Origin of the sequence: Brevibacterium aurantiacum, assembly GCF_900169065.1 — a bacterium.
In the GTDB taxonomy this organism is placed as follows: Bacteria; Actinomycetota; Actinomycetes; order Actinomycetales; family Brevibacteriaceae; genus Brevibacterium; species Brevibacterium aurantiacum.
Window position 1 is genome coordinate 16475 of the sequence record NZ_FXZB01000033.1, and the last position, 13556, is coordinate 30030.

The 13556-nt window shown below is 64.0% G+C and carries 11 protein-coding genes; 3 read left to right on the forward strand and 8 right to left on the reverse strand.

The window, feature by feature from the left end; genetic code table 11:
• Positions 1-8: 8 nt before the first annotated feature.
• From BAUR9175_RS17320 to BAUR9175_RS17330, 3 genes are read right to left on the reverse strand one after another with little or no spacing between them, the layout of a single operon-like run.
• Complete coding sequence (locus tag BAUR9175_RS17320) at positions 9-3383, reverse strand: ATP-binding protein (RefSeq protein ID WP_009881747.1); 3375 nt, start codon at positions 3381-3383, stop codon at positions 9-11.
• A complete protein-coding gene (locus BAUR9175_RS17325; protein WP_009881748.1) occupies positions 3380-4096 on the reverse strand; it encodes a DUF4194 domain-containing protein in 717 nt (238 codons plus the stop codon). The genes BAUR9175_RS17320 and BAUR9175_RS17325 overlap by 4 nt, the downstream gene beginning before the upstream one ends.
• Positions 4093-5556, reverse strand: coding sequence for a DUF3375 domain-containing protein (locus BAUR9175_RS17330; protein ID WP_069600998.1), 1464 nt, complete (start codon positions 5554-5556; stop codon positions 4093-4095). The genes BAUR9175_RS17325 and BAUR9175_RS17330 overlap by 4 nt, the downstream gene beginning before the upstream one ends.
• Before the next feature lie 281 nt (positions 5557-5837).
• Here BAUR9175_RS17330 and BAUR9175_RS17335 point away from each other — a divergent pair, with 281 nt between their 5' ends.
• Positions 5838-6869: a phosphatase PAP2 family protein gene (locus BAUR9175_RS17335; protein ID WP_069600999.1), complete on the forward strand. Its 1032-nt coding sequence runs from the start codon at positions 5838-5840 to the stop codon at positions 6867-6869.
• A gap of 20 nt (positions 6870-6889) precedes the next feature.
• Here the strand turns inward: BAUR9175_RS17335 and BAUR9175_RS17340 are convergent, their stop codons facing one another.
• Complete coding sequence (locus tag BAUR9175_RS17340; protein ID WP_069601000.1) at positions 6890-7303, reverse strand: MmcQ/YjbR family DNA-binding protein; 414 nt, start codon at positions 7301-7303, stop codon at positions 6890-6892.
• 82 nt (positions 7304-7385) lie between these two features.
• Here BAUR9175_RS17340 and BAUR9175_RS17345 point away from each other — a divergent pair, with 82 nt between their 5' ends.
• Positions 7386-8378: an asparaginase gene (locus BAUR9175_RS17345; RefSeq protein ID WP_069601001.1), complete on the forward strand. Its 993-nt coding sequence runs from the start codon at positions 7386-7388 to the stop codon at positions 8376-8378.
• A gap of 482 nt (positions 8379-8860) precedes the next feature.
• On the opposite strand, the gene curA is transcribed toward BAUR9175_RS17345, so the two are convergent.
• Both curA and BAUR9175_RS17355 read right to left on the reverse strand, forming a co-directional pair.
• Positions 8861-9883, reverse strand: coding sequence for an NADPH-dependent curcumin/dihydrocurcumin reductase (curA, locus tag BAUR9175_RS17350; protein ID WP_069601002.1), 1023 nt, complete (start codon positions 9881-9883; stop codon positions 8861-8863).
• Between the two features lie 93 nt (positions 9884-9976).
• Positions 9977-10825, reverse strand: coding sequence for a DUF402 domain-containing protein (locus BAUR9175_RS17355; protein ID WP_069601003.1), 849 nt, complete (start codon positions 10823-10825; stop codon positions 9977-9979).
• A 129-nt stretch (positions 10826-10954) separates the two neighbouring features.
• Between BAUR9175_RS17355 and BAUR9175_RS17360 the strand changes: the two genes are divergently transcribed.
• Positions 10955-11902 carry an amidohydrolase family protein gene (locus tag BAUR9175_RS17360; RefSeq protein ID WP_009881755.1) on the forward strand — a complete coding sequence of 316 codons (948 nt, stop codon included), beginning with the start codon at positions 10955-10957 and terminating at the stop codon, positions 11900-11902.
• Between the two features lie 61 nt (positions 11903-11963).
• On the opposite strand, the gene BAUR9175_RS17365 is transcribed toward BAUR9175_RS17360, so the two are convergent.
• Together BAUR9175_RS17365 and BAUR9175_RS17370 are read right to left on the reverse strand one after the other, a co-directional pair.
• Positions 11964-12503, reverse strand: coding sequence for a YetF domain-containing protein (locus BAUR9175_RS17365; RefSeq protein WP_009881756.1), 540 nt, complete (start codon positions 12501-12503; stop codon positions 11964-11966).
• 42 nt (positions 12504-12545) lie between these two features.
• Entirely contained in the window at positions 12546-13331 is a 786-nt protein-coding gene (locus tag BAUR9175_RS17370; RefSeq protein ID WP_009881758.1) for an SDR family oxidoreductase, read from the reverse strand.
• Positions 13332-13556: the final 225 nt, after the last annotated feature.

The window sequence follows — 13556 nt, forward strand, 5'->3', positions numbered from 1 at the left end:
TCCCCGGATCAGCTCTCATCAGCGCTCTCCTCGGCCCAGACCATGGTCGAGGCCAGGGTCTTCTGGCGGCTCGGGTTCTCGATCGAGGTCGCCGCACCAACATAGGGTTCGATGGTCTGCAGAAGTTTTTGAGGAGTGGCCAAGACCATGTGGAAACCGAACTCGATGAAGATGTCGAGCGCCATGCGCGTATACCTCGTGTCGGCCTTGTCGAAGGCCTCATCGAGGATGATCGTGCCGTACTTCGAGATCGCCTCGTCGGGATCAGCCAGCTGGTAGCGCAGTGCCGCTGCGAGGCAGAAGATCACGAGCTTCTGCTGCTGACCACCGGACATCGCCGCACCCGAATCGTAGGTGGCATGGGCGCGACCGTGGTCGTCGATCTCCTCGGCCAAGAAGGACACGTGCAGACGCGTGTCGAGGCACTGGTTCTTCCACACCTTGTCGACGTGCTCGCTTGAGGCGAACCGGCGCATCACCTCGGCGAGAGTGTCGTACTTATCCTCCGCGGTCTCCATGTCCTCATCGCCCCAGGTGCCGCCGGCGACCTTGCGGAGGTCGGAGATGAAGGCGTTGACGGTCTGGCTGCGACGGGTCTTGACTTTCAGCCGCAGGTAGCGACCCTCGTCGAACTGGGAGCGCAGGAGGGAGGAGTTGATCGGTGCGACCCGGTCCTCGATCTCATGTGGGGCGGCGTGGATCTCGTTGAGGAGTTCGCCGATGAGGTCGCGGGAACGCTGTCGCAGCAGGTCCCGGAACCTGTTCTCGTGGTCGGGCAGGCCGTGGGCCAGGATTTCATCGAGCATCGCCAGGTAGTCGTGTCGATCGGCGACATCGGCGGTGAGGTCCGAGGCGACCGAGGACCACGCGGCCTTGAATTCAGCTGCCAGTCTGGTCACGGCCTGACCGGCCTCGCTCGCCATGGCCTGTGCCTTGTCCTTCTCCGACTGCAGAGCCTGGGAGACCTGCTGACCGATCTCGGGCAGAGCTTCGCGTTTGATGCTTCGCTGGATACGTGTGAACCGGGCCTCGAGCTGTTCGGCGATCGTCGGATCCACTTCGGGGATGCGTCCGGCATTGACGTCGTCCTCGAGTCGGCTGAGGCCGGCCCGCAGACCGGTGATCTCTTCGTTCGCTCGGCGCAGGGCGTAGTCGCTGTCGCGGGTCGCAGTCTCGGCAGTCTCCTTCGCCGCGCGGGCTTCGCGTTCGGCGCCGATCGCCTGCTGCAGGTCGCCGTCTGCGTCCTCGAGTTCGCGCAGCGCCTTCTCCAGGGCCGCGATCGTCTCCTTGGCTCCGGCCAGGTCCACATCGCGCCAGGACTGTTCACGGATTCCGGCGAGGATGCCCTTCCGGCGGTGGGCCTGTGCGGTCTCTGCATTTGCGGCGTCGACGATGGCCTGAGCCTCGGCCAGTTCCGCTTGGGCTTCTTTCAGTGCGGCGATGAGAGCTTCGAGTTTGCTCTCCCGGTCACCGAGCACCCACTGGCTGCGATCGTCGATGCGACGCCGGTCATCCTTCTCATAGCGTGTCCGGGAAGTCTTGATCTGTCCCTTGATGGTGACGGCCCGAGGATGGTCATCGAGCTCGTCTGGGCTGTCGACGCAGGCGAAGTCGTAGCGTTCGGACAGGGTGGAATGCACCCAGTCCCCGAATCCGGTTTCGGCCACAGTGACCTTGTTGACCAGGGACTTCGCACTGTTGACGGGTCTGGGCTTCGGAGCTTGGGCGGGGATCTCTTCGAAGACGAGTCGTCCCTTGATCCGGTGGGAGTCGACCCAAGACCGGACCGCACCAAGGTTCTCGCTGCGCACGAGGACCGTGAGCGCCAACGGGCGCAGCACGCGTTCGACCGCCCCAGTCCAGGCGGCGTGGTCGGGGTCGACTTCGATGAGTTCGGCGGCGAAGGGCAGGGCCTTCTCGCTCAGTCCGGTGCCTTCGGCCAGTTCCTGTCGGATCTGGAGCAGGTTGCCCGGCACGGTCGAGCCGGAACGACGCAGGGAGTCGATCTCGGCTTCGAGGTCTCTGACTCGTGCCCGGGCTTTCGAGAAGCGGTCGTGGTCGGCATGGCTGGGACCCGCGGCCTGTGTCTCGTTATCGAGGGTGGCGGCGATCTGGGCCTGGAGTTCGGCGAATTCCGCCGCCGAGGTGGGCACCTGATCGATGTCTGCCTGCTTCAGCTGTCGCTCAAGACTGGCCCAACGGTCGGCAATGGCCCGGCGTTCGGTCTCGGCCGTGTCAATGCGCTGCTGCAGGTGCTCGGCCTCCGAACCGCCGAGGTCAAGGGTGGCTCGGCGGGCGAGGTCGTATTCGTCGACGGCAGCGTCGTAGTCCTTCTTGGCCCGGTCGGCGGCGACCTCGATTTCGACGAGTTCCCGCCGCTGGGCTGAGAGGTCTGAGCGCATGAGGTCGAGTTCGCGTCGTTTCTGGAACGGCAGCAGGGCATCGTTGAGGGCGATCGACTTCGCCGCTGACTCATGGGCGGAGTCGTAACGGTTCGAGGCCTCGCGCAGCTGCAGGAGGTGGTCGCGTTGGCGGCGGAGTTCGACGACGTGGTCGTGGGCGTCTTTGAGGTCCCCGAACTGGTTGACCGCGGTCTCTGCCAGGTCGAAGGTGACCGGTGGTTCGAGCATGTGGTCGCGGAAGAGGCGGTCGAGACTGTCGAGGCTCTTGGCCGATTGGGTCTTGTGCAGCAGCTGCAGCGCCGATTCGCTGGCCATGCCGAAGACCTTGCGCATCCGGGCGTAGAACCTGGCGTGGGACCCGTTCGAGGTGATGAGGGCTTCGGGATGCTCGGTCTTGAGCTTCCTCGTCTCAAGGCCGGTGCGGGCGTACTGCTGCAGGTCGGCGAGGTCGAGGCCGGCCCGTTCGAGGATGCAGACGTCGGACAGGTCGGTCATCTTCGTGCCCGAGCCCTTGATGAAGAAGAGCCTGGCCAGAGACAGCGGACGGTCGGTGCCATTGTCATAGCGGAGGATAATGCCGCTCCACGTGGCGCGTGGCCGCAGGTACTTGCTGACGACACGGTCCTCATCGGAGTCCGCGGTGCGGGTCCACGCGCCGCGGACATAGCTGACGAGACTGCGCTGATCGACCCGGCTGCCCGCAGTTTGGGCCGCGACGTTGAACCGCAGCCACTTGTCGGGGGTGAGTACGGCGGCGATGCCGTCGAGCAGCGAGGACTTGCCTGAGCCTGAGGGCCCGGTGATGAGGTGGCCCTTGTGGGAGACGGGGATGCGGTGGATGTCAGCGTCGAAGGTGCCCCAGTTCGCGATCTGGATCTCCGACAGCCGCCACTGGCTGCCGACATCGGGACGGTCGGCTCCACGGGCACGGGCCTGGTCCGCGATGAGTGCGGCATCGAGTGGGAAGAGGGCCTCGGTCATGCTTCGTCCTCCTCGGTGTCGTCGGAATCGCGATCGTCGGTGTCGTCGGTGTCATCGGAACTGAGTCCCGCCTCGGCGATGGAGCCCTTGGCCTCTCCAGAAGCGATGCGCTCGTAGACGTCGATGAGCTCGTGCACCTGGTCCTCGTCGATGAGGAACTTCACCATCGGTGAGATTTCGAAACGCTCCTCACCTGCCTTGTGGAGGACGCGCAGGCGGTTGCTCATGCGACTCCATGCACCGTTGAGATTGCGCTGGAACGTCGATTCGTCGCCTGTGCGATAGATCGCGAGGCGTTCGTAGACCTCCTCGCGATCGACGATCACGCGCTGCTCGCCGGGGGCGGCCAGCAGGAGCTGCCGTAGGACGAGAAGCATGGCGGTATCGAGGAAGGTCAGCCGTTCGCTGCGCACAGCCGCGGGCACATCGATCTCCTCGGTGACGACCTTGCGAGTGAAGGCGAATTCGTCGATCTTGTCGATGACGAGATCCAAGAACAGGTCGTGCAGCCGTGAGCGCACAATGGACTCGTCGGCGACCAGCGCCGACCACAGCTGCGGGCTCTGTGCGCCGGAGACATAGGGACCCTTGAGCAGTTCGAGCAGAACCCGGCGAGTGCGCTCACCCAAGGTCCCGGTGTCCTGGAACCACAGCCCACTCGAGTTGTGCGCGGACTCCTCGGCCTCGGTAGGTGTGTCTGCGGAATCGTTCATAGTGTGATGCCTTCGGTGAAGTAATGGCGGCGGATCGTGGCGCTGCGTCGAATCCCGTCGACCCCGGCCCATTCGAGTCGATCCCGGGCTTCGGAATCGACATGTCCGTAGGTGCTGGCCAGGGACAAGAGACCGACGACGCTCGCCAGGCCCTGTGAGGCTGGGAACTGGTCGAGCACCTCGGCGACGGAGATCTGCTGGGCTCCGTGGATGGCCTGATTGACGTTGTCGGAGAGTTCGGAGAAGTCGATCTCCGATTCCCGGGCGACGGCGATGAGTTCGGCGAAGTCGACCTCGGTCTCGGTCGCCTCGCCCAGTTCGGCACCGGCATCGAATTCGGTGGGATCGTGGAGGACGACCTCACCGACGCTGCCCAATGCCACGCTTGAGAGCTCGAGATCCACGCCGAGGTTGTCGTAGGGTCTGCGCACCTGTGAGACCGGGGCCGCCGCGGCCAGGGCATCCTGGATCAGGGTGCGCATGACGCGGTCGCGTTGGAATTCGTGGGAGTGGACGTAGCGGCGCAGACCGCGGGCGAACTCGGACAGGATGTCGGAGACTTCGCGCGAGCCGTCCTTCATCTGCCGCATCAGAGTGCGAAGTGACCGGCGGGTCTCGGCTGTCAGCGTGGCCGAGAAGTCACGATCGAGGATCGCTGCGATGTCCTCGTCGAAGGCCGAGGCCTGTTCGGGATCGCGGACGAGTTGGGAGAAGGCGGAGAACGTTCTGCCCTCGTCGGAGGATTCGATGAGGTCGACGCCGCGGAAGACCTCGTTCAGTACCTGGGACTGGGAGTCCTCGGCGGCAAGGATCGAGATCCGCAGTTCCTGGTTGAGTTCTTCGAAGCGGGCCCGAACGCGAGCGAAGTCGGCGGGCAGGCCCTGCGCCTGTTGGAGGATATCGCTGACTCGCTCATTCGCCCGGCGTCGGTCAAGGACGATCGAACGGGGGTCACCGCGACGGACGCGGGCGATCTCGGCATCGATGCGGTCGCGTTCTGCTCGCAGGGATTCCAGTCGGCGGGAGCTGTCCGGGTCAGTGTCGATGGCCAGCTGCCGCACCGATTGGGCGAGGCTGACCAGCCGTGATTCGGTCGCGGTCTGCGGCGGGGTGCGCAACTGTTCGAGCATGCGGATGGCGTCGAATCCCGCCGCGGAGAGTTCGTAGGTCTCGCCCCTCGCCGAGGTGGCCGGGCGGCGCACGAGGATCTCCGCCCGGCGCCAATCGTCACAGTAGGCCTTCGCTGTCCGCGTGGACAGATCGAAGTGGTCGCGCAGCTCCTCGAGATCGGAGTCGATGGACTCGTGCAGGTCTTCGGTGGAGATTCGGGTGCCGGGCTTACCCAGGTGTGTTCCCAGCGTCGCCGCCATGACCGGGAGATGGTCTGCCCGCAGCATGCGCAGAGTGGCATTCGTATCGAGCAGTCGCCGGTAGGCGAGTGCGGAGCTGAGGGCGGACATGTCCCCTATTGTCTGCGCCGGTGGGGTCCGTTGCCAATTTCAGGTGCAGTTCGGGTGCGCGGACCACGGGAACGCAGCTTGCATGCCTCTCATACGGCGCACCGCTCATCTTCGGGCGGCGCACAGGTCGTTTTCGGGCGGCTTGCAGACAGTCGATTATTGGCCCGATATTCATGTTTTGTTCAGCTCGTGACACTCGCCACTGGATTCGCCATTCCGATATCGAATCGTTATATCGTGTGCCGATGACTCGGATACGACGATGGCCCTACACCTTTGCCATGCTGCTCTCCATAGCTGTCGCATTGGTCGCCCTTGCTTCTTCGATCTACCTCGGGCGGCCGCTCAGGGACCCGGACGGCTTCCTCGGACCCGCCTATATCCGGATGCCGTTGCTGGCTCTGCTGTTCTTCGGCGTGGGCATCGTCGTGGACGCCGTGCGAACGAGCGGCTGGAAGCATCTGTCCAACGGGATGCGCGAAGTCGTGAGAAACGAATGGAGCCTCCGTCGGGTCCTGTGCATCACCGCGGGCATGATGAGTTTCTACATCTGCTATCTCAGCTACAGAAACCTCAAGAGTGACCTTCCGACCTACCGCGAAGGAGTCATCTACGATCACGAGCTTTCGCATACCGATCTGTGGTTCAGCGGGGGCATCAATCCCGCTGTGTTCCTGCACAATCTGTTCGGCACCGGGTTCATGGCAGAAGTGCTCTCCGTCGTCTATCTCGCCTATCTTCCGCTCATTCCCATCAGCCTCGGCGCTGTGCTCATTCTCAGTCGCAACCTCGCGATCGGCGCCTGGTATGCCACGACGCTGTGTCTCAATTGGGTGCTGGGCACGGTCAGCTACTACATCCTGCCCGCTCTTGGGCCTGCATTTGCCCGACCCGAGCTCTACCGCGGCTTGGCCGACACCGGGGTCACCGAGCTGCAGCAGTCACTCATCGAAACTCGGCTCGACGTCCTTGTCGACCCGGTCGGCAGCGGGCAGATCCAGGGTGTGGCCGCGTTCGCCTCTCTGCACGTCTCCGTGACGTTCGCAGCGGCCCTATTCATGATGCGAACCAAGCAGAAGCCGCTGTGGCAGACAGTGACGTGGATATTCTTCGGCGCCACAGTGATCGCCACGCTCTACTTCGGCTGGCACTACATCCTCGATGACATCGCCGGCATGGTCATCGGCTGGGCTTCTGTCACTCTCGGTGCCTGGGTCACCGGCAACCGACGGAAACGAGCTCAGCAGAGCAAAGAGGCCGATGCCATTGCCGCCGAGCAGCGTGCGGAACCAGCACTCGTCGAAGCTTCCTAACGGGTGGAGCGTCTACCGACTCATGTCTCGTCCCTTCCGCCGAAGGTCTTCGGGTCGACGGGTCGGTCCTTCTTCGGCAGCTTCGCAACGACGAGACAGTAGGACTCGAGCACGAGATCGTGCAGAAGGTCGGGATCAAGGATGTTCCCGGATCCGTCTTCGGCCGCGCCTGCTCCCGCCACAGTGATCCAGTGCTTCTTGCTCATGTGATATCCGGGAGTGATCTCCTCATAGGCATCACAGAGCACCTCCCCGTCCAGCGGATCGATCTTGAGATTGAGGCTGGGCACACCGCGCAGATCGAAGGCCATCAGGAACATCTTCCCGCGCACCTTGTACACGTTGTACTCGGGCCCGAACGGGTGCTCGATCTCCACAGACGGGTACTGGATCGCCTGGTCATGAGCGAGCGTGAGCACGGTGTCGGGATCCATGTTTGGAGACTAGCAAAGAGCCATGACACAGAACGTCGGCATCAGGGGCTGAGCACCGAAACTGCCCGATAGACTCGTGCCCATGTCAGAGAACGCTCCTCATCTCCTCGTCGCTGCCCTCGGCGGCACCATCGCCTCGACCTCGAACCAATCCGGAGGTGTCGCCCCGGCCCTGAGCGGAGCGGAGATCGCCGCGGCCGCCGGCCTCGACCAGATCTGGCCGGACCTGCAGGCCGACTTCACACAGGTGTCGCAGGTCTCGAGCGCCAATGTCACCCTCGACATGCTCTTCGACGTCCGCGAACTCGCGCGCACCACCGAGGCCGACGGCATCGTTCTCACGCAGGGTACCGACACTCTCGAGGAGAGCGCCTTCGCCCTCTGGCTGCTCAATGACTCGGCCACTCACATCGCGGCCACCGGGGCCATGCGCAATCCGACACTGCCCGGCGCCGACGGCCCTGCGAACGTGCGCGCCGCCGCTCTGACCGCGCTTTCCTCTCTGAGCAGTGAACTGCCCTCAACCCTGGTCTTCAACGACGAGATCCATGATCCGCGTTTCGTCCGCAAGTCCCACGTGACCTCGACTGCGGCGTTTTCCTCCGGCCCAGTCCTCGGCGCGATCGGGTGGATCAGCGAAGACACCGTTCGCCTCCCCCACAGGCCGACGGCTGAGGACGCGTCCCCATTCGCGGGCCTTTCCCGCCCGGAGACGCTTGCGAAGGTCGCCCTCGCCGAGGTGGGGATGGGCGAACCCGAAGAGACACTGACCCAGCTCATCGAGTCCGGTTTCGCCGGTGCCGTCATCTCCGGGGTCGGCGGCGGCCACGTCCCCGAGCATCTGCTGCCAGCGGTGGCCCGCCTCGGCGAGGCGATGCCCATCGTCCTGGCATCGCGGCCGGGCTCGGGTGCGAGCCTGAGGAACACCTACGGCTATCCGGGCGGTGAGATCGGGCTGCTCGAGTCCGGGCTCATCCCCGCCGGAATCCTCGATGCCCGCAAGGCCCGCATCGTCCTCACCCTGGCGCTGAGCCTGGGACTCGACCCCGCCGAGGTGTTCGCGGCATTCGCGTGAGCGTGGGAGTCAGCCAGGAGCTCCTCCTCCGGCATTGATTCGACAGCACGACGCCTGAACATCCCTTTGTCACTCGCCGAGTACGGTTGGCCCACCCCGGAGTAGTCGATCAACCGTCCACCCGAATCCGTGGCCGAGGCCCATGCCCGCACCATCGATGCCGCCGAGGCGTTGGCCGGGGTAACGGCCGACACGGTCCGCGTCGTCGGAGGCGGTTCGCAGAACGCACTGCTGTGTGCCGGTTGTCGGCGGCCCGAATTGGCCGCACAGTCATGTCCGGTTGAGCCAACGGCGACATTCGGGGATAAATGACGGCCTGTAACTGACATTCGGGCGTGAAAGATGGCCTGAAACTGAAACAGTCGGTAAGTCCTAGTCGAAAATAATACGAAATTCGACCAGGACTTACCGACCGTTTGTGATTTCTGCGCCGCCAGCGCGGCTACAGCGCCGCTGGGAGGCTGCGACGCAGGGAGCTTACCTCAGCTCTCGGCGTCGACTGCCACGACCATCTTGCCGAAGTTGCGGCCTGCGAGCAGGTCGTTGAAGTACTCGGGTGTCTTGTCCAGGCCCGGGCGAATGTCCTCGCGGTAGCGGACCTTTCCTTCCTTGACCCAGCCGCTCATGTCGGACAGGAAGTTCTCGTGGTGCTTCTCGACGAACTCATTCTGGATGAAGCCGCGGACGTTGAGTGACCTCGTGAGGATGTTGCCCATGAGCGCACCCGAACGGTCGGGGCCCTCGGGCAGCTCGGTCAGGTTGTAGTTGGCGACGAGACCGCAGACGGGCACGCGAGCGTAGGTGTTCAGACGTGGCAGCACGGCCTTGAACACGTCTCCGCCGACGTTCTCGAAGTAGACGTCGATGCCCTGCGGCACTGATTCTTTGAGTTCGTTCTTGAGGTTGCCGGTCCGGTGGTCGAGCGCGACGTCGAAGCCGAGCTCGTTCAGGTGGGCGACCTTCTCGGGTCCACCGGCGATGCCGACAGCCTTCGCGCCCTTGATCTTCGCGATCTGACCGACGACGGAGCCGACGGGGCCAGTGGCGGCAGCAACGGCCACGGTCTCGCCTTCCTGTGGGCGCCCGATCTCCAGGAGTCCTGAGTATGCGGTGAAGCCCGGCATGCCCAGCACGCCGAGAGCGGTGCTGACCGGGGCGACTTCGGGATCGAGACGGCGCAGGTGTGCGGCCTTCTCGATGGAGTACTCCTGCCAGCCGCCGTAGCCGAGGACGGTGTCGCCGGTGGAGAAGTCGGACGAGTTCGACTCGACGACCTCGGAGACCGTGGCACCGACCATGACGTCGCCGACCTCGACCGGCTTCGCATAGGATTTCGCATCTGACATCCGACCGCGCATGTAGGGATCGAGTGAGAGATACAGAGTGCGGAGCAGAACCTCACCGTCCTGCGGCGAACCCAGGTCGACCTCGTCGAGGAGGTAGTTCTCCGCCTTCGGCTCTCCGACTGGACGAGAATTCAGGCGAATCCTGTGGTTTGTCGTCATCGAGATGCTTCCTTTCATCGACGCCGCGCGCTGTCTGCGCACGGTCGCGGGATGTCTGTGGGGCTGAATCGTTGGCGGCCGAAGCGGCAGAGCCTAGATCCAGTCCTTGTTGTAGCAACCACTTCGGATCCGCTGATGTTCCTGATTCTGCGAAGATTTCGAGACTGCTGATTCTGCCGCCAGTTCTCGCGCCTTTTTCTCCCACTTCGGGTCAAATGCCCAGGTGAACTCGCCGAGGTGGTCGAGCAGTTCCGATCCATTGCGTCGAATGATGTTCGACCATTCACGTGGCCAGGCTCCGTAGTTCGCCGCGGCGGCGAGTTCGTCTACGTCCTTGAACACCGCTCCGTTCGGGTTGAGAATCGCACGCCCGGATGTCGTGTGCAGGGGCATGCTGGCGACGGGGAAAGTGATGTCGAGAATGTGATCGCTCGTAAACAGGGTGTCACCCGTGCGGCGGTGGGTGGCCTCGAGGTTGACGTACCAATCCGCGCGGACCCCCGCAGAACCACCGGCAGCAGCGTCACCCGCAGCAGACCCTGCTCCCCCGGGTTTGAGCAGAACCCACACGGAGAACGGGACTCGCGGCGGGACGATCTTGAGCACCCCGAGCCCACGCCAGCTGCCGGGCGCCTTGATCCGTCGGGGCGCCTCGGCGGACGGGCGGAAACGTTCCTTGAGCGGAACATCGTGGGGATTGGAATCCTCCCACCCGACGATTCTCGTATCGACCGTTTCGGTGCCTCCTGCCATCCACAGCACTGCACCGGTGGGACCGTCCTCGATGACGTGCATCGGCCGACGCACCTCGGCGTGGTCACGGTCGAAGTCGAAGCGTCGAAACGACCAGGTCACGGTGTCGCCGGGCATCCAGAAGGGTCCGTCACCTACGTGACGTGTGCCCGGCGGGACGTCGATCTCGTACGGATCGGTGAACTCCATACAGGCAGTCTAAGTTCGAGTCATGAGTGAGGGCTGGACGTACACGAGTCCGCTTCGCAGGCACCGATACTGCCAAGCCGCTGCCCGCCGTTTCGGCCCGCTCAGCGTCCACCGCCTAAGGTGGTGGGCATGGACGACTTCACACTTCCCGATCGCAAGGACGCGACTCATCACAGCAAGGCGACCGCGGCGGAACCTCCACGCACCGATGCCGACGTCCCGGCCTACCTCGAGGCGCTGGGCATCCCGGGCCTCGCCGATATCCACATCCACTTCCTGCCGCAGAACGTCCTCGACAAAGTATGGGCCTACTTCGACGCCGCCGAAGCCAGCTATGGCTATCCGTGGCCGATCCACTACCGCTATGACACCGAAACCCGCCTGAACATCGTCCGTGACCTGGGCGTCCGTGCCATCCCGGCACTGACCTACCCGCACAAACCCGGCATGGCCGCCTGGCTCAACGAGTGGAACCGCGAGTTCGCCGCCGCCCATGACGATGTCATCCACTGCGCGACTCTCTACGCCGAACCGGAGTCCGCCGACTATGTCCCCGAGGCTCTGGCAGCAGGTGCCCGACTGTTCAAGGTCCATATCCAGGTGGGTGGCTTCTCCCCCGATGACCGGGTGCTCGATCGGGCGTGGGCGGCACTCGCCGAGGCGCAGGTGCCCATCGTCATCCACGCCGGCTCCGAACCTCTGCCGGGTGCCCACACCGGCCCGCAGGCCGTGGCGAATGTGCTCGAACGCTACCCGTCCCTGAAGTTCGTCGTCGCCCACATGGGCATGCCCGAATACGATGCCTTCGCCAGCCTCGCCGAGGATTACAGCGGAGTCCACCTGGACACGACGATGTACGTGTCAGGATTCTTCTCCTCCCCCGCCGAGGTGGACCCGGCTTACCGTGAACGCTTGGCCGGTCTGCAGGACAAGATCATCCTCGGCTCGGACTTCCCGAACATTCCCTACCCCTATGCGGATCAGATCTCGGGGCTGGCCGGACTCGACCTCGGCGACGAATGGATGCGCTCGGTGCTGTGGCGCAACGGAGCGCGGGTACTCGGGCTCGATGGTTGAGCGCGTCCTTAGAATCGATGGCTGAGGGGCAGAGATCTCAGTCTCCGTGTGGCGGCGGGGCTCAGCTCTCGCGGGGGATTCTCTCCGCACCGATGACGCCGCGCAGCAGGTCTTCATCGATCGGGGCGCCGCGCCTGGTCACACTGATCTGACCTGTCGGCTCGAGGATCACGCAGGCCACCTCGGCGCGCTGTCTGATGCCTGCCATGCGCAGCTTCGAATACACTTCGGCGGGGTCGACATGGGCTCTGGCGAGGTTGTCGATCAGCAGCTGACTGCCGGCCATGAGGACGATCGCGGGGCTGTTGACGATGCCTGCGATGCGGTGGAAGCGCCGGGCCTTTCCGGTCAGAGCCTGGAGGATCAGCAGGGTGGCCAAGGCCAGGAGACCGGCGATGAGAGTCGGAGTGTCACCAAGGATCGAACGACCGATGATCGCCCCCAAGGCGATGATGGCGGCAAGGTCGAAACTCGAGAGGCTCGCGAGGGTCCGTTGGCCGAATACGCGGACGAGAATAATGATGCCGAGGTAGAAGGCAATGCAGGATACGACGATCCTCACCGCATCGATGCCGTCGAGTCCGAATTCCAGCCAGTCCATGTATTTCCTCCCGACTGGATACTACAACGTCATGCCTGCACCTCAGCGGGAACGGATCCATTCAGCGACGGTGACGGCGGAGAGCCTCGGCGAATCGGGGATGAGGCCATTTCCGGACATCGGTCCTGGGATCGGAACGGAGACGATCTTCGGGATACCCCTCGCACGGGATCCGCCACTCGGACCTGCTCCGACGCTCACGGCCGAGTCTGCGTCGGCCGCCGCGATCCTGCCGGCGATCGTCGGAAAGTCGCTGACCTCGGGGCCGGCGACCTCGATGGTTCCGCGTTCTCCTGCATCGATGGCCTCGGCCATCATTCGAGCTGACTCGTCGGCGGCCAGGGCCTGCACTCTCATCTTCGGCACGAATGCCACCGGACCCGCGGTGAACGTCATTGTGTCAACAAGTTCGAACCACTGGGCTGATCGGAACATCAGGAGCTGGTCGGCGGGGATCAGCCTGCGGTAGACCCGTTCCTGCAGTTCTTTGGCCTGGTAGTAGCCGAGCAGCTTGGACGCCGCGACCTCAGGCTTGAAGGCGATGGACAGACACACCATCGCTGCTCCCGGATTCTCTGCCGCGGCCAGGGCGATCGACCGGGAGCTGCGGGAGAAGAAGTCGAGTGCTTTGTGGCGGTTGTTCGTCATGAGATTGACGCAGTCGACGAGGACATCGCTGCCTTCGGCCGCCTCGGTGACTCCTTCTCCCGCAAAGGTGTCGACCCCGATTCCGCGGTGGGCCGCGATCACCGAGTGCTCACGTTCACGCAGGTGTGCCACGAGTCTGCGGCCGAATGTGCCGGTGGCTCCATAGACGGTGATCTGCATGTCTCATCCCCTGGATTCGGTGGATCGGCGACTGTCGAGTCACAGGGTCAGCGGAACGCTGACCGAATGGCGGTGCCCGCCGGCGGTTGCGCCGACGGGGGTTAGCGGCATAAATGTGTGTACAGGATAGGCCCCTTCCCCAGTAAACAGTAAGGCAAGACAGGATTAAACATGCTCTGGAAGCATGTTCAGTGTCTCTTCCTAGGAATCAACCCAGGTGTGGTG